The sequence below is a fragment of the Sphingomonas yabuuchiae genome, assembly GCF_001477495.1.
GTDB classification, from domain to species: Bacteria; Pseudomonadota; Alphaproteobacteria; order Sphingomonadales; family Sphingomonadaceae; genus Sphingomonas; species Sphingomonas yabuuchiae_A.
On sequence record NZ_LDTF01000050.1, the window covers coordinates 33,985 to 51,119 of the forward strand.

Genomic DNA, 17,135 nt, shown 5'->3' on the forward strand with positions numbered 1-17,135 from the left:
GATTGGCTCCCAATCGGATAGCGGAAAGATTGCATTCGATTGACGTGAGTGTCATTTGTATTGACCTCATCTTGATCGATATCAATAATTGCGAACATTAGCTCAACGGCGGCTGCCCGTTGGATGCGCTCAGGCCGCCGTCCACGGGCAGGTTCACGCCGGTGATGAAGCGTGCGTCCTCGCTCGCCAGAAAAGCGATGGCCCCTGCGATATCCTCGGGCTGCGCGCCGCGGCCCATCGGAATGCGTTCCTCGAACTTGGCGATCAGCTCGGGCTGTTCCTTCATCCCCGCCGTCAGGGCGGTGTAGGTCAGGGACGGATTGACCGCATTCACGCGCACGCCGTTCGCCGCCTCGTCCATCGCCAGCGCGCGGGTGAAGTTGGTCACGGCCCCCTTGGCCGCGCAATAGAAGCTGTGGTTCCAGTCGCCGCCGAGCCCGGAGACCGAGGACATGTTGATGATGCAGCCTTTCGACTGACGCAAAGCGTCGATCGCGGCGCGGGCCATCTGCACCACGCCGTAAAGATCGGTCTCGATCACCTTCGCAAAGGCCGAGAAGTCGCCTTCGTCGAGCTTGCCGAGATGATCGACCCCGGCATTGCTGACCAGAATGTCGATCCGCCCGAACCGTTCGATGGCCAATGCGACCAGCGCCTCGCAATCGGCCATGCTGGACACATCGGTTTCTCGCGTCGCAACCGTCGCGGGGGCGAGATCGCCTGCCAGTTTCTGCAGACCCGCACCATCCGTATCGCCCAGCACCAGCGTGGCGCCTTCCTGCGCAAAGCGGCGGGCCGCGCCTTCGCCAATGCCCGAGGCCGCGCCGGTGACGATCACGATCTTGCCTTGGAACCTGGCCATGTCGGGCGCTCCTGTCCTGTTGTCGCTGGTCGGGCTATCCCGGCCTGCCTCAACAGGTGCCTGCGGCCAGTGTTCCGCCGGAGCGATCAAAAATGGAAAAGCGGTTCAGGACCGCAACATGTCCTCGGGCAATCCCCTGAAGGACGATGCCCGGCCCAGCATGTCGCGATGGGCGGCCAGCCACTCTTCGGCTTGCGCACGGCCCATCGCGCGCAAGTCCTGAAGCGCCGACCAGCGTGTGTCGACCTTGCTCGTCCCCGATGGTCCCGCCAGTTCGGGCGGCGGCGACAGCAGGTGCAGGTTGACCCGTGCGATCGCTTGCATCCGGGGATCGCGTGAGGTTTCGGCGCGGGCGACATCCTGGATTTCCGACAGGGCGCGCAGGTCGCGGCGCAGACACGCGTTGAAGCTGATGTCGCTGACCCGCCGCATCACCTCTCCCACCGATCCGCCGACATCCTCGACGGTGAAGGGCGTGATCTGGACGATCATCATGTCGGTCGCGCCGATCGCCTCGGTCAGCAGCGGCTCCAGCGCGGGATTGGCGGTGAAGCCGCCGTCCCAATATTGCTCGCCCTCTATCTCCACCGCCGCGAACAGATCGGGCAGACAGGCCGAGGCCATCAGCGCGTCCAGCGTCACATCCTCACCGGTGAACAGCCGTGCCGATCCGCTCGCGATATGCGTCGCCGCGACATAGAAGGGCAGCTGCGTCTGGCGGCCGAGCAGGTCCAGGTCGATGCTTTCCGCGACCGCCTGTCGCAGCGCACGCATATCGCGCACGCCGGGCAGGAAGGGCGCGACATAGCGGCTGGAGAGCTTGGCGATGTCCAGCGATTTGCGCAGCAGCGGCTCGAAGAACGGACCGCCCAGCGCGCCGACATCGAGCGGAGCGAGCGGCGATGCATCGGCGACATGGCCCCATAAGCGCTCCAGCGCCGCCTTCGCCTCAACCGCGCCCCCGGTCGCATAGCCCGAGACGATCGCCGCACCGTTGATCGCCCCGGCGCTGGCGCCGCTGACCCCGACGATCTCGATATCCTCGTCGAGCAGGCGCTCGACCACGCCCCAGCCATAGGCACCGTGCGCGCCGCCGCCTTGCAGGGCGAGGGCGATGCGGGGGCGGGGCGGGAGATGGGGTTCGAGACGGTCGGTCATGGCATACCTCCTTCTGCGTCGCGTCATGTTGCAACGCACAAAAGGCAAATACCATCCCGTTTCGGCGGATTTTTATTCGACCGGGTCCCCACAAAACCCAAGCCCCATCCCGGCGACGGCCGGGATCCAGTCGGGTCGGCGTCGGTATGTCACTCCATCGTCGTGCCGCTGGACCCCGGCCTCCGCCGGGATGGTCAGGATGTGAGGGTAGCTCAGCGCTTGGTGAAGCCGCCGATCCCCGCAATGGCCAGCTTGGCGGCGGGCTTGGACATTTCCGCGAAGGTCAGCCGCAGATAGCGGACGGGCCGGACGCCGGTGAAGGGCAGGCGCTGGGTGGAGAGCGCATAGGCGATGTTCGAGAATTCGCCCGCGCCGGCTGGGGTCCAGCTCTTGCCGTCGACGCTCGTCTCCGCAACGTAACCACGCGGCGGGGCGGCGTCGATCATGACCTGGCGCGAGGGGGTCAGGCTGAAGCCTGCGACATCGCGCACCTGGCCCATGTCGACCGTGACGCTGGCGGGCTTGCCCGCCACTGGCGCGGGCTGCACCCAGATGGTCTTGGCGTCGTTGTCGAGCAGCTTCTCGGCCCCCGGCGCGGTGGCGGAGACGATTGTCCAGTCGGTCGTCGCCAGCACGGTCGGGTCGCTCGACACGATGGCGGGGACGGGGACCGGCGCGACGCTCTGAAACAGCGAGACTTCACTGATCGCGGGGCAGACCGGCGCGTCGACGATGCGCAGGCGGACGCGGCGTGCGGTGATCGGCTGGGGCAGGCGGATGATCCGCTGCGCGCTGATGCACTCATGTTCGGCCAGTTGCTGCCACCGGCCGTTCACTTCCGCATCGACCGCGAAGCGCGTGACGCGTAGCCCAAGCGGCAGATATTCGCGGATGCGGATCAGGTCGAAACGGCGACCCGGTGGCAGGTCGAGCGTCAGGCTGGGCGTGGTCACGCCGTCCGGCGCGGACCAATAGGTGTCGCGCTGGCCGTCGAGCACCTTGGCGGCCTCATAGCCCTTGCCGCGCACATGGCTGGCGCTGGCCACCGCGCCCTGCGCCAGATCGGTCGCGAAGCTGGCGCGGATGGCGTCGCCGAAGCTCTTCAGGATCTTCACGTCCTGATCGGGAATACGCCCGCGCCGGTCGGGCGGCAGGTTCAGGTTCATGTTGGTGCCGCGCGCCACCGACGTGTCGAAATAGCCGACCAGGTTTTCCGGCGAGCGGACCTTTGAGTCCTCGTCGGCATGATAGAACCAGCCGGGCCGGATCGAGGTGTTGGTCTCGGCAGGCCACCACAGCGGAGCCCCGCGCACGCCCGAATTGCCCTCCGACTGGACGTACGGGTGGTTGGGCATGGTCGGCCAGCAGGGATCGCCCGCAATCCCGTCCTCATTGCCGACCCAGCGGATATCGGCACCCAGCGGATCGAAGGTGCAGGCCATCGGCTGATACTGGTGGACCAGCGCGATGATCGACGGCCAGTTATAATATTTGGGCGCGTCGATCTGTCGCGTCTCGCGTGCGCCGCCATAATAGCCGTCGCCGCCATTGGCCCCGTCGAACCAGAATTCGAACAGTTCGCCATAGCCGGTGCAAAGTTCGACCACCTGCTTGCGGAAATATTCGACATAGGACGGACGGGCATAGTCGGCCCGGTTGCGATCCCAGGGCGAGAGATAGATGCCGAAGGCCAGCCCGGCGCGCTTGCAGGCGTCCGACATCTCGCGGACGATATCGCCCTGGCCGTTCTTGTAGGGCGAGTTGCGGATGCAATGCTCGGTCAGCTTGGTCGGCCAGAGGCAGAAGCCGTCATGATGCTTCGCCGTCAGGATGATGCCCTTCAGATTGCCCGCCTTGGCGGCCCCGACGATCTGGTCCGCGCTGAAGTCGCTCGGATTGAACATCTTGGGGTCTTCGTCGCCATAACCCCATTCCTTGTCGGTGAAGGTGTTCATCGCGAAGTGGATGAAGGCGTACTGCTCGCGCTGATGCCAGCGCCACTGCCGCGCCGAGGGGACCGCGCCATAGGGAGCAGGCGCAGCCGCCCCCTTTTGCGCGAAGGCGGGCGCGGCGGAGGCGACCAGCCCGGAGGCGAGAACGGCGCGGCGGGAGAAATCGGTCATCTTCAATTCGGCTCCGGGAGGGATCAGGCGGGCTGGTGGTCGAAGGACGGCGGGCGATCCTTAAGATCGCGGCCAAAGGCGGGATTGGGCTGAGCCCCCATGGTGAAGGACAGGGTGCCGCCCTTCGCCAGGGTGGCATGGTCGATCCAGCTCTTCGTCCAGGGGCGACCGTTCCAGGTCACCGATTGGACATAAGGCGTATCCGGGCCATTGCCCTTCGCCTCCACGACCAGCGTCTTGTTGCCGCCGACCATCAGCTGTGCCCGGTCGAACAGCGGTCCGCCGAAGACATAGGCACCGCTGACCGGATCGACCGGATAGAAGCCAAGCGCGGAGAACAGGAACCACGCGCTCATCTGGCCGCAATCGTCATTGCCGATGATGCCGTCGGGCGCGTTCTTGTACATCTCGGTCAGCAGGCGGCGGACCATGCGCTGGGTTTTCCAGGGCGCGCCGACATAGGAGTAGAGATAGGCCGCATGCTGGTCCGGCTCATTGCCATGAGCATATTGGCCGACCAGGCCGGAAATGTCCGGCGGCGCGTTCTTCGGCAGCGTGGACGGAGCACTGAACAACTCATCCAGCTTCGCCTCGAACTTGGCGTCACCGCCCATGTGACGGATCAGGCCATAGACGTCATGCTGGTTGAGGAACGTCGCCTGCCAGCCATTCGCCTCGGTATAATCGCGCCACCACGGCTTGGGCATATGGCCGAGCTGGACGGGGTCGTAATCCTTCCACCAGCTGCCGTCGCTGAACCGGGGTCGCGCGAAATTGATCGACGGATCGATGACGTTGCGCCAGTTGCCCGAGCGCTTGAGCAGCCGGTCGGCCTGCGCCGTCTGGCCGACGCGACGCGCGATGTGCGACGCGGCCCAGTCGTCATAGGCATATTCCTGCGTCCGGCTGACGCTCTCGAACCAGACGTCGGCGGGGACATAGCCCTTGGAGTCGTACAGGTCGCGGCCCTTGCTATTGTCCATGTCGGGCGCGGAGAAGTCGAAGCTGCGCTTGGCGATGCCGGGCCAGGCGGCGGCATAATCGGCGGGAATGCCCTTCACCATCGCCTCGGCCATGATCGGCGTGCCGTGCCAGCCAATCATGATCCCCGTCTCCTTGCCCTGCAGCGTCCAGACCGGCGGGCCATAGGCGCTTTGCTGCGTCTGGCGGATGATATCGTCGATCAGCTTCTTGGCCTGGGCGGGCTGGGTCAGGATCAGCCAGGGGTGGAGCGCCCGGTAGGTGTCCCAGGTGGAGAAGGTGCTATAGGCGAACTGCCCGGCGGGGGCGGTGTGCACCTTTCCGTCCAGCCCGACATAGCGGCCGTTCACGTCGGAGAAGAGCGTCGGTGCGACGAGCGTGTGGTAATTGGCGGAGGCCATGATCGCCTGTTGGTCCGACGTTCCGCCCTCGACGCGGACACCGCCCAGCGCCTCAGCCCAGCGGGTCATGGCCGCCCGGCGGGTGCGGTCGAAGTCCCAATGCTTCGCCTCGGCCATCAGGTTCGCCTTGGCGCCCGCCACGTCGACCGCCGAGATGCCGCAGCGGATCAGCAGCGGCGCATCGCCGAGTTCGTCGAAGAACAGCGCGGCCTTCAGGCGGTTGCCCTTGACGGCGGTGCCGTTCGCGGGCGTGTCGCCGTCGCCGTAAAGCTGGATGCGGGTCGGCTTCTTCGACAGCTGCATCGCAAAGAAGATGCGCCGTCCCTTGGCCCAGCGGAACACGCGGCGGGTGCCGGTGATCGTGCCGTCGGGCTCGATGGTCAGTTCGGCGTCGGTAATGAGCGGCTTGGCGTCGCTCTTGTCAAGGACGAGGTGCGACAGGTCGACCAGCACATGGCCCGGCCCCTTGGGATAGGTGTAGCGATGCCAACCGGTCCGCTCGGTGACGGTCAGTTCGGCGAGCACGCCGGATTCGAGCTTCACCCGATAATAGCCAGGCTGCGCCTGTTCGTCCGAGTAACGCTGGCGATACCCTGCATCGGGGTCCGACAGCGGCCCTGGCACCAGCTTCAGCTCGCCGCGCGTCGGCACGACTAGGACGTCGAGCATGTCGCCGATGCCGGTGCCCGACAGATGCGTATGGCTGAACCCCATGATCGAGCCGTCACCAAGGTGATAGCCCGAACAGGTATCCCAGCGCTCGACATCGGTATCGGGGCTGAGCTGCACCATGCCGAAGGGCATCACCGCGCCCGGATAGGTATGGCCATCACCGCCGGTGCCGACGAACAGATTGGGACGCGCGACCGGCATCGGCACGGCGGCGCCGACGCTTCCGATCGGCAGGCTGGCGATCGCGGTCCCGGCGAGGAGCGAGCGGCGGGTCAAAATCATGCGAACGTCTCCCGCAATACTTCCGGCCGGGTGGCCGCGACATGGACGACCAGCTCGCCGAACAGGCCATTGGCCCAGGCGAACCAGTCGCGTGTGAACTTGGCGGGATCGTCGATATCGACCCCTTCGTGAATGAAGCCCGTACCGCCATGCGACCCACGGATCATCGACAGGCTCGACCGCAGCAGCGCAGGGTCGCTCGAAGTCAGCGCGCGGGTGATGATCGACATCGGCCAGACCTGGCCCGGCCCGGTATGTGGACCGCCGATACCGGTCAGCGCCTTGCCCTCGAAATACCAGGGATTGGCCTTGCTCCAGCATGCCGCGACCGTCCGGTGCCACAGCGGATCGGCCACATCGACGCAGCGGAGATAGGCCAAGCCCGACAGCGACGGCACATTGGCGTCGTCCATGAAGACGGCATTGCCATAGCCGTCGACCTCATAGGCCCAGACGCGCTCGCCGCTCGGCAGCGTCATCGTGCCGAACTGCTTGAGTGCGCCTTCCACCTCGGCGGCCAGCGCGGTGGCGTCCTGCGCCAGTGCGGGCTCGCCGACCGCGTTCGACAGCGCCGCCAGCTCGCGCAGCGTCGTCATCGCGAATAGGTTGGCAGGAACGAACTGGCCGTAGAGACAGGCATCGTCCGAGGGGCGGAAGCCCGAATGGATCATGCCGTTGGGCCGCGTCGGCAGGCCATAGCCGCGATACAGCGTCTCGGTCGGCTCGGGCGCGGAGCGGCGGAAGCGATAGGGACCGGGGCCTTCTTTCCGTTGCTGCTCGCGAAAGGTCTTCACGATGGCCCGTGCCGAGGCTTTCCACTCGGCATCGAACGGCGTCGTGTCGCCCGTCTCACGCCAATAGTCATGCGCCAGCCGGATCGCGTAGCAGAGCGAGTCGATCTCCCACTTCCGCTCGGCGACGCCGGGCTTCATCTCGGTATCGTCCTTCAACGCCCAGCTGAGGTTGGTCTTAGCGGTCGGGTCCTGCATGAAGGCATTGGCGTAAGGGTCGATTAGGATCGACCGCGCCTGCCGCCCGATCAGCCCGCGGAACAGCCGCCCCAGCGCCGGATCGCGCTTCACCAGATGCAGATAGGGCCGCAGCTGCGCCGCCGAGTCCCGCAGCCACAGGCAGGGGATGTCGCCCGTGATGACGAAGGCATCCGCCTTGCCGTTCACCTCGCCCAGCGACAGCACGGTGGTGTCGAGCGTGTTGGGATAGCAGTTGCCGAACATCCAGCGGAGTTCGGGATCGGCGATCATCTTCGAGATGCGGGTGATCTCCGCCTCGACCGCCTTCGACGCGAAACGGCGCTCAGCGACGGGCGGGCGCTTGCTGATAAGCGACGGCGCGGCGGCGAAGGCCGGGGTGGCGGCGAGGGCCGCGCCCCCGGCGATCAGTTCACGACGGTTCGGGGTCATTTCGGCAGGTCCTGCGCGGTGCCGGTCACGGTGAACTGGGTCCACTGGCCTGCGCCGTCACCCGGCTGGCCGCCGCCGATATAGAGCTTGTAGGTGCCGGGCAGGATGCGGCGGGTGCCGTCGCGCCACACCTGGCTCATCATGCGCGGATCGATGGTGAAGCGCGCCGTGCCCGCCTGACCGGGCTTGAGTGCGACGCGGGTGAAGCCGACCAGCTGGCGTTGCAGCACGGGGTCGGTCAGCACCAGCTTCTCGTCGGTGGCGGGCGGAACCAGATAGGCCTGGGTCACTTCCTCTCCGGCGCGCTGGCCGATGTTGCGCAGCTGCACCGCGACATCGACCGGCTGGCCCACCGCGACGCTGGCGGTGACGGTCGGCTGGCCATAATCGAACTTCGTATAGCTCAGGCCGTGTCCGAAGCCCCAGGCGGGCTTGCCGGTGAAGTAGCGATAGGTGCGCTCCTTCATGCCGTAATCGGCAAAGGCGGGCAGGTCGGCGGTCGAACTGTAGATGGTGACGGGCAGGCGGCCCGACGGGTTGACGTCACCGCTGAGGATCTCGGCCAGCGCGGTGCCGCCTTCGGTGCCCGGATAGAAGGCGGCCAGCGTCGCGGCGGGCTTGAAGTCGCCCAGCGACACCGCCGAACCAGACATGATGACCGCGACCACGGGCTTGCCGGTCGCCTGGAGCGCGGCGAGCAGCTTGCGCTGCGGCTCGGGCAGGACGACCTCGGTCCGGTCGCCGCCTGCGAAGCCGGGGACCGAGACGCCCAGTGCCTCGCCCTCCAGATCGGGCGACAGGCCGACGACCGCGATCAGCACATCGGCGGTTCCGGCGACCTTCAGCGCCTCGGCGGTCAGTGCTTCGGCGGGCGGCAGCCATTGCAGGCGCAGGCCTTCGTCACCGCCCTTATGGTCGATCTCGACCCGGATACGGCGCGGGGCCGAGCCGTCGATGGTGGTTTCCAGCTTCTTGCCGCCGATCACATCGTCCACGACCAGCTGGTCGTCGATGTAGAGCTTCACCGCGTCATGCGCGGGGCAGGCGTGCCAGCAGGCGGGGCCGTCGAGGCGGAGCTTGTACTGGCCCGGCCCCGGCGGGGTCAGCGTACCTGTCCAGCGACGCTGGAAGGGTGCGGTCTTGGTATAGTTGAAGTCGATGCGGCGATCCTGACCCGCGACCGACCACTGGCCGTTCGCACCCATCGTCTCGACGGTCAGGCCGGGCTTGCCGTTCGCCGACAGCGCGGTTTCGGGCACGCCGACGAACGCACCCTCGGCCAGCACCGAGCCCTGCGCATAGCGGACATCGCGGCCGAACTTCGCGCGGATGCCGTCGAGCGGGGTGACGGGGTTGATCGCGGTGCCGTGATAATTGCCCTCCAGCACGCCCAGATCATCGGCGTCGGCGCCGAACACGGCGACCTTCTTGCCCTTCAGCGGCAGCATATCGTTCGGGTTGTCGAGCAGGATGATGCCCTTGCGCGCCGTCTCCAGCGCCAGCGCGCGGTGGGCGGGGGTGCCGACCTCGCTTGCCTTGATCCGGTTCCAGGGGCTGTCCACGGTCAGCATCCGCCGCACCGCCAGCGCGCGGGCCAGCGCGGTGTCGATCTCGCCCTCGGTGATCAGGCCGCGCTCCACCGCCTGGGGCAGCGAGCGATAGGCGGTGCCGCAGTTCAGGTCGGTACCCGCGCGCAAGGCGGCCGCCGCCGCTGCCGGTGCATCAGGCTGCGCATGGTGGAACATCCAGATATTGCCGACTGCATCGCAGTCCGACACGACGAGGCCGTTAAAGCCCCAGTCGGTGCGCAGCCGCTGGGTCAGCAGCATCGGGTTGGCGCAGACCGGCGTGCCGTGGATCGCGTTATAGGCGCACATTAGCGACAGCGCCTTGCCCTCGGTCACGGTCGCGCGGAAGGCGGGGAGGTAGGTCGCCTCCAGATCGCGCGGGGACACCATCACGTCGAAGCTGTCGCGCCCGCCCTCCGGACCGGAATGGACCGCCATATGCTTGACGGTCGCGATGACCTTGGGATGCTTCAGGTCCGGGCCTTGCAGGCCGCGCACGAAGGCGATGCCGATGCGGCTGGTGAGGAACGGGTCCTCACCATAGGTCTCCTGGCCCCGGCCCCAGCGCGGATCGCGGAAGATGTTGATGTTGGGCGACCAGATGGTCAGCCCCTGGTACAGGCCGCGATCGGCGTTCAGCGGCTGCGAGTTGAACTTGGCGCGTGCCTCGACCGCGACGACATCGCCGACCTTCTGGATCAGCGTGGGGTCCCAGGTCGCGGCCATGCCCATCGCCTGCGGGAATACGGTCGACGGCCCGTTGCGCGCGATGCCGTGCAGTCCCTCGCTCCACCAGTCATAGGCGGGAAGGTTCAGCGCGGGCTCGGCGGGGGCTTCGTTGACCAGCTGCGCCGCCTTTTGCGCGACGGTCAGCTTCTGCGCTTCCGGGGGAAGGGCGGGGGTGGCGGCCTGACCGGCGGCGGCGAGGAGGAGGAACGGGATCACTGGGCGTCCTTCGGACCGAGGGTGTAGATTTTGAGCTCGCGCGCCAGGGTGGCGGCGTCCGCGTCGCTTTGAATGGTGAGCGTGATGCTCTCGCCAGGCAACAGGTCGAAACCGTCGTCGGACGGTTCGGCGGCGGTGGTGCCGAAATTGACCTGCACCTGCCGCGCGAGATTGCGCGCGGTCAGCGTCAGTTGCTTGCCCGCCCAGCGCGCGATGATGCCCGGCGCGGGGTAGAGCATGTCGCGCGGCACCTTCCGCTCGATGATCTGGCGGGCGACAACCTTGTCGCCGTCAAATAGTTCGGCGACGCCGTAGCTGCTTTCCGGCGCGGCACCCGCGAACAGCGTCGCGTCGGGGATCGTCGCGACATCGCTGGCGGAAGCGGCGGCCATGGTCACGCTGCCGCTTTGCGAGCCCAGCTTGCGGCCGTCCATGCCATAGCCGGTGACGCGCCAGCCGAGCGGCTTGGGCGTCGTGGCGTCGGACACCAAGGCGATCCGCGTCGCGCCAGGCTTGGTCTCCGCGACGATGGTCTGGGGCGCGAAGAAGCGGCGGACCTCGTGCTGGAGCATCTTGTCATGGCCGGTCCAATCGATGCTCGACCAGCTGATCGCGGGCCAGCTGTCGTTGAGCTGCCAATAGAGCGAACCCAGCGTCACCGGGCGGCAGGCGCGGTGGTGCCGCGCGGCCAAGCCGATGGCGCGCGCCTGCATTGCCTGGGACAGATAGACCAGATCGGCGAAATCGCGCGGGTCGCGCAGATTCTGCTTCAGGTAGAAGGTGATGCGCTCATTGCCCTCGCCAGCCAGGAACTTCTGGTGCGCCTTCATCACCGGGCTGTCGATGCGGAAGTCCGCCGGATCGGCGAAGGTCGCGATGGTCGACAGGTCCGGGAAAGCCTGGAAGCCATATTCCGACATGAAGCGCGGGCAGCTGTCGGTATAGCGCTCGACCGGCTTGGAGCCCGACCAAACGTCCCAGAAATGGCGGTCGCCGTCCTTGTCGGTGTCGGTCGGCCCCTCATAATCGGTCGAGGGCGAGCCCGGCCAATAGGGGATGCCGGGCGAATTCTTGATGACCGCATCGCGCAGCACGCGGTCGAACAGCACGGCCATGCCGGTTCCGATCCGTTCCTGCTCGTCGGGGCCGACCGCCTTCTTGAATGCCTTGCGATCCGACCAGTTTTCCCAGCCCGACAGCACTTCGTTGTTGCCCGCCCAGATGACCAGCGAGGGGTGCGATTGCAGGCGCGCGACCTGTTCTTCGGCCTCGACCCGAACATTCTCGCGGAACTTGGCGTCGGGGGGCGTGACCGCGCCGCCGAACATGAAGTCCTGCCAGACCATCAGGCCCAGTTCGTCGGCGGCGTCGTAGAAGCTGTGTTCGGGATAATAGCCGCCGCCCCAGATGCGGACGATGTTCATGTTCGCCGCAACCGCCTTTTCCAGCATCTGGCGCTCGGTGGCGGCGGCGACGCGCGACGGGAAGGCGTCGAAGGGAATGACGTTGGTGCCTTTGGCGAAGATCACATTGCCGTTGATCTTCAGACCGAAGCTGCCGTCCTTGCGGACCAGCTCGACCGTGCGCAGGCCGGTACGCTTCTCGATCGCATCGGCCCCGGCGAGCGCGGCGTTCACGCTATAGAGCGGATGCGCGCCGAAGCCGACCGGCTGCCAGCGCTGCGGTTTGGTGATCGCGACGGGGACGACCACGTCATTATCGCCCGGCTGGAGCGCGACATCGCGGCGCACCCGGATGCGCTTGCCGTCGGGGCCGGTAACGGTCACGTCCATCCGCCCCGTCTGCGCGCGGTCCGCGACGACCGAGGCACGGGCGAGGATGCGCGCCTCGGCATCGGTCAGCGCCTCCTGCTCGATGCGGAGATTGTCGATCCGCGCGGCATCCCACGCCTCCAGGCGGACCGCACGCCAGATACCGATATCGACGATCCGCGGCGCCCAGTCCCAGCCATATTGGTATTTCGGCTTGCGGATATAGGGCGAGGTCTGAACGCCCTTGGGCTCGTCACCATAGGGCGAGTCATATTCGCCGGGCAGCGGATGCTTCTCGGCCAGCACCATCGGCTGGAGCGTCTTGATCGGCGAGGCGAAGGTGACGACGATCTCGTTCGCGCCCGCCTTCAGCAGCGGCTTGGCATCCGCGCGCCAGCGACGGTGCGCATTGTCCGCCGACAGCAGGCGCTGGCCATTGACCGTCACGGTCGCGAAGGTGTCGAGCCCGTCGAACACCAGGTCCAGGTGATCGCGGCGCAGCATCTCCGGTGTCACGTCCAGACTGGTGCGATACTGCCACCCGGTCAGGCCCGCCCACTGGATCGGGGCCTCGTTCGCACCCTTATAGGGATCGGGCACGATGTTGGCGGCGATCAGGTCCTGCTGCACGCTGCCAGGCACGGTCGCGGCCAGCCAGTTCGCCGCCTGGGGATGCGCGCTGGCGGCGGCGGCGTCCTTCGGATCGATCCGCACCTGCCACCGGTCGAGCGTCGCCACCGTCTTCGGGGCGGCCAGGGCGGGGAAGGGCAGGGCGAGCGCGGCCAGGATCAGACCGAGACGATGTTTCACAGCGATTTCCCCGAAAGCGGCATCGCTGCGCCGGGTCGGGCCGACCGCGTGCAGGATGCAGGACTATGGCTTGGACCAGAAAAGGGCGCATAGCGCGGACGCGCGACGACAGCGGGGCAGGTCCCCGATCGCGCCAGGCTCTTTCTCGCCATCCGTCACCCCCGTCATCACCGGCTTGTCGTGCGCCGGTATTCTCATGGTATGTTTTGGTATCATGGCGAGGTGAACGGGGGGCGTCCACCTCTTTTCTGGTGCGATCGTCTATCCCATTGCGTCTGCAATGGATTGGCGGATCAATGCGCCATGCCCAACGCCAGCAGGCCGATGATCCAGATCAGCAAAACGACTGTCGCCATGACCGAGACGACCAGCGTCATCAGCAGACCCGATACCGGACCCAGGCGATAGGCCCCGCGAATCTGGAGGAAGAGATGCACGGGAAAGGCGAGCATCAGCAGTGCCACCCCCGGCAGATGCGCCAGCTTCGTCCACAGGATCATCGACACCATCAGCAGGCTGACGAAGCTGAGCGAATAGGTGACGAACACCGCATGGTCGAACATCGCCAGCCCGCGCTTCCACAGGAAGAAGAGGCGCATGAACGGCATCGACAGCAGGATCAGCGCCCAGGAGAATTTGTAACCGTTCGCCTCCATCTTGAAGAGGAGGAATTCGGGATCGCGAATGGCATGGACGATCTTGGCATCCAGCGATTTCCAGCCGGTGATGACCTGCTCCCGATGCTCATCCTGGCTGGAACTGGTTTGGTTTCCAGCGCCCAGCGTCATGGCTCTGGCGGTGAAGTCCATGCTTTGCTTCTGGTCGACCAGTTCCGCCCGCTCCTTGTCGAGCAGGGCGGTGTCACGTTTGGCGGCGACGGCTGCGGCGCGATCGCGGTCGATCACCGCGATCCGCTGGTCGACCTTGGCGACCTCGGCGCGCAGTTCGGTCGCGGCCTCCTGCGTGCCGGGCGCATGGAAGGTCGCGAAGCCCCCCAGGGCCGAATAGGCAATGTACAAGAGGAAGACACTGAACAGATAAAGCGCCAGCGGGGACAGGAAACGCCGTCGCTCGCCCGCGATATAGCGGCGGGTCAGTTCACCGGGCTTGGCGACCAGCATCGCCATCGTCCGCCACACCTGCCCCTCGATATGCAGGACACCGTGGCTGAAATCATGCCACCACGCGCCCAAGGTGCGGTGGATGTGCGACGACTGGCCACAGGCGTGACAGTAATGGCCGACCAGCGCCGTGCCGCAGTTCAGACAGGCCTTCGCCTTTTCCCCCAGCATTTCTTCCCCCCGCATCTTATCCCCTTATCGATGCAAACCCCATTGACGAGACACGATAATTCGCCGCCCGACGCAAGGCGAAAGATCGAAGGCCGTCAGCTTTGCGCCGACAGACGGGTATCGACCAGATCGAGCTCGCGCCCCAGCCGCTGCGCGGTCTCCGACCCGATGGCGCGCGCGTTGAGCAGGTCGAACACGACCCGCCGCTCGGCCCGGATCGCGGCCAGCCGCATCCGCCTTTCGACATCCTCCAGTCGCTTGGCATCGGGATCGACATCGCCCTCCAGCGTGTCGATCCGGCTGCGATAGCCGTCCATCAGGCGGGAGGCGATCTCGACATACTGGTCGGCATCGTCGCGACCCTCGGCCATCTCGTGCTGGAGCCGCTCCAACTCGGCGATGGCGGCCTTGGCGGCGGCGACGCGGGTGTGGTCCAGTTCGCTCATGCCGTCCTGAACGGGCAGGGCGAGGCCGCGCAGCAGCAGCGGCAGGGTCAGGCTGGCGATGACCAGCGAGGACAGGATGACGCCGCACGCCAGGAAGATCACCAGATCGCGTGCCGGGAAAGGCGTGCCGTCCCCCAGCGTCAGCGGCAGGGTCAGCGCACCCGCCAGCGTGATCGCGCCGCGCGCACCCGCCACCGACATGGCGGTGATGACCCGGCGCGGCGGGCTGGTGCGGCCCGGAGTCCCGCGCTGCCGGAACAGGGTCAGGCGCAGCGCGACCCAGGTCCAGGCGAAGCGAAGCGCCGCCAGTCCCGCGACGATCGCCAGCACATACAGGCCCAGCCACCACAACGAGTCATGCCCGGTCAGCATCACCGTATCGCGCGCGCCCGCGAAGACTTGCGGCAGTTGCTCGCCCAGCAGCACGAAGATGATGCCGTTCAGCGTGAACTGCAGCATGTCCCACACCGCCTGCCGCCGGATGCGGGTCGCGGCCTTCACCCCCGACGACACGTTGGTGAAGGACATGGCGATGCCCGCCGCCGCCGCCGCCAGCACGCCCGAGCTCTCGACATGCTCGGCGACCAGATAGGCGGCGAAGGGGATCAGCAGACTGACCAGGATATTCGATCCGCTATCGTCGCCGAAACGCCTTGCGAACAGGCTCTTGGCAGTGATCGTACCCCAGGCGATGGCGACGCCCAGACCGACTCCCGACACCGCCATCCAGGCGAAGGTCAGCGCGGCATGGGTCAGCGAAAAGGCCCCGGTCAGCGCGGCGGCGACCGCGAAGCGCAGACAGACCAGACCCGAGGCGTCGTTCAGCAGCGACTCCCCCTCCAATATGTGCATCATGCGCTTGGGGATCGGCACCTTCTGCGCGATGGCGGACACCGCAATCGGGTCGGTCGGCGACACCACGGCGGCGAGCGCGAAGGCGACCGCATAGGGCATGGCGGGGATCATCCAGTGGATGAACAGCCCCATGCCCAGCACCGTCAGGAATACCAGCCCCAGCGCCAATCCCAGGATCGCACCCGCGTCGCGGAACAGCTCGTCCTTCGGAATGCGCCAGCCGTCGAGGAAGAGGAGCGGCGGCACGAAGAGCAGGAAGAAGATTTCGGGGTCGAGTTCGACGCGGATCTGCGCGATGCCACCGATCACCGCGCCGAGGGCGATCTGGACGAGCGGGCGGGGGAGGGCCGAGGGCAGGAGGCGGGAGACGACCCCGCTCAACACCACGGCGAGAAGCAGGAACAGGCTGAGTGTGACGATGTCCAATCGGGGACCTTTCGGGTGCAGCGGTTGGAGTGGCCATGGCGACAAGGCGGCACGACCGGCATATCAGCGAAAGGCGAGGGGCAATGCCAACGCGAATCGCGCGAGGTCGCAGCATGACATGCGGAGCGAGGGGCGTTCAACCCGTTAAACGGGTTTTATGAGCCGATCCATCGGCTTGGCCTTGCGGGTTGCTGAAGCGCTGGATGAATGATCGGCGGGATGTCAGAGACGAGCGAAGCCGGTGGAGCGATCTCCCCGTTTCAATAGTGGGATATCCCTTCGCTGGCGCTTTGCGGTGGCACCTCCGCTTGCCGGCGCGGAAAGCTGACGTCCGGCACGACCCACTCGAACGTCGTCACCGCCACCGGCAGCAAGGTCAGTTCCCCGCCATGTCCCTGCGCGATCCGGCGGGCCAGCGTCAGGCCGATGCCCGAACCCTCCGGCTTGGTGGTGTGGAAGGGACGGAAAATCCGTGCCCGCTCGGGCGCGGGGACGCCTTGGCCGCTGTCCGATACGCGTATCACCAGCCGGTCCGCCTGCCCGGCGACGGCCAGCGTCACCGCCGGGTCGACCGTCCCGGCCAAGGCGGCTTCGGCCGCATTGTGGAGCAGCGCCCATAGCCCTTGAGTCATCTGGTCGCGGTCGCACCAGCCGGTCGCGGCCTCGGGCATGTCGACCGACAGCGTCACCCGGTCGCCGAAACGCTCGGCGAACAGACGAGAGAGATCGCCGACGAGTTCTCCCATATCCACCATGGCCCGCACCGGATCGGGCAGCCTGGCGAGCATCCGATACGCCCGTGTGAAGCGTTCCAGCCCCTCGATCCGCCGGGTCAGCGTCGCCAGGATTGCCGGTAGCCGCGCATCGCCCCGTTCGGCCGCCACCTGCGCGCTGTCGGCCAGCGATACGATCGGCGACAGGCCGTTAAGCAGCTCGTGGCCGAGAATATCGATCATCTCGTTGTCGGCATGGGCTTCCGCCGCGCGACGTTCGGCCTCGATATCCACCAGCATCGCCAGCGCACGGCCGGTGCCCGCCACCCGTTCGATCCGCCAGCTCTTGCCCTCATGGCGCAATTGCGTCTGCCCGGTGTCAAGCAGGGCGGGCGGGGTCGGGATCAC

The 17,135-nt window shown here is 66.7% G+C and carries 10 protein-coding genes; all 10 read right to left on the minus strand.

What is annotated here, in order from left to right:
• Positions 1-97: 97 nt before the first annotated feature.
• A complete protein-coding gene (locus NS355_RS10340) occupies positions 98-862 on the minus strand; it encodes an SDR family NAD(P)-dependent oxidoreductase (protein WP_058745638.1) in 765 nt (254 codons plus the stop codon).
• Between the two features lie 105 nt (positions 863-967).
• Positions 968-2,020, minus strand: a complete 1,053-nt coding sequence (locus NS355_RS10345) for a patatin-like phospholipase family protein (protein ID WP_058745639.1) — start codon at positions 2,018-2,020, stop codon at positions 968-970.
• A 212-nt stretch (positions 2,021-2,232) separates the two neighbouring features.
• Positions 2,233-4,143, minus strand: a complete 1,911-nt coding sequence (locus tag NS355_RS10350) for an alpha-L-fucosidase (RefSeq protein WP_058745652.1) — start codon at positions 4,141-4,143, stop codon at positions 2,233-2,235.
• Positions 4,144-4,166: 23 nt separating this feature from the next.
• The gene (locus tag NS355_RS10355) at positions 4,167-6,479 is read right to left on the minus strand and encodes a GH92 family glycosyl hydrolase (protein WP_058745640.1); all 2,313 of its coding nucleotides are present in this window, start codon (positions 6,477-6,479) and stop codon (positions 4,167-4,169) included.
• Positions 6,476-7,900 (minus strand): glycoside hydrolase family 125 protein, encoded by a 1,425-nt coding sequence (locus NS355_RS10360; RefSeq protein ID WP_058745641.1) that lies wholly within the window; start codon positions 7,898-7,900, stop codon positions 6,476-6,478. The genes NS355_RS10355 and NS355_RS10360 overlap by 4 nt, the downstream gene beginning before the upstream one ends.
• Positions 7,897-10,413 carry a glycoside hydrolase family 3 C-terminal domain-containing protein gene (locus tag NS355_RS10365; RefSeq protein ID WP_058745642.1) on the minus strand — a complete coding sequence of 839 codons (2,517 nt, stop codon included), beginning with the start codon at positions 10,411-10,413 and terminating at the stop codon, positions 7,897-7,899. The genes NS355_RS10360 and NS355_RS10365 overlap by 4 nt, the downstream gene beginning before the upstream one ends.
• On the minus strand, positions 10,410-12,995 hold the full coding sequence (locus NS355_RS10370; protein WP_058745643.1) for a beta-mannosidase: 2,586 nt from the start codon (positions 12,993-12,995) through the stop codon (positions 10,410-10,412). The genes NS355_RS10365 and NS355_RS10370 overlap by 4 nt, the downstream gene beginning before the upstream one ends.
• Before the next feature lie 293 nt (positions 12,996-13,288).
• Positions 13,289-14,302, minus strand: a complete 1,014-nt coding sequence (locus NS355_RS10375) for a DUF3667 domain-containing protein (protein WP_084787829.1) — start codon at positions 14,300-14,302, stop codon at positions 13,289-13,291.
• Between the two features lie 80 nt (positions 14,303-14,382).
• Positions 14,383-16,014, minus strand: a complete 1,632-nt coding sequence (locus tag NS355_RS10380) for a Na+/H+ antiporter (protein WP_058745645.1) — start codon at positions 16,012-16,014, stop codon at positions 14,383-14,385.
• A 260-nt stretch (positions 16,015-16,274) separates the two neighbouring features.
• Positions 16,275-17,135: sensor histidine kinase (locus NS355_RS10385; protein ID WP_153008186.1), on the minus strand; the 861-nt coding region annotated here is incomplete at its 5' end.

What these genes read in the sequence shown, in the direction of transcription:
- NS355_RS10345 (WP_058745639.1), bottom strand. Translation starts at nt 2,020, where the DNA reads ATGACCGACCGTCTCGAACCCCATCTCCCGCCCCGCCCCCGCATCGCC.
- NS355_RS10340 (WP_058745638.1), bottom strand. Translation starts at nt 862, where the DNA reads ATGGCCAGGTTCCAAGGCAAGATCGTGATCGTCACCGGCGCGGCCTCG.
- NS355_RS10375 (WP_084787829.1), bottom strand. Translation starts at nt 14,302, where the DNA reads ATGCGGGGGGAAGAAATGCTGGGGGAAAAGGCGAAGGCCTGTCTGAAC.
- NS355_RS10360 (WP_058745641.1), bottom strand. Translation starts at nt 7,900, where the DNA reads ATGACCCCGAACCGTCGTGAACTGATCGCCGGGGGCGCGGCCCTCGCC.
- NS355_RS10355 (WP_058745640.1), bottom strand. Translation starts at nt 6,479, where the DNA reads ATGATTTTGACCCGCCGCTCGCTCCTCGCCGGGACCGCGATCGCCAGC.
- NS355_RS10350 (WP_058745652.1), bottom strand. Translation starts at nt 4,143, where the DNA reads ATGACCGATTTCTCCCGCCGCGCCGTTCTCGCCTCCGGGCTGGTCGCC.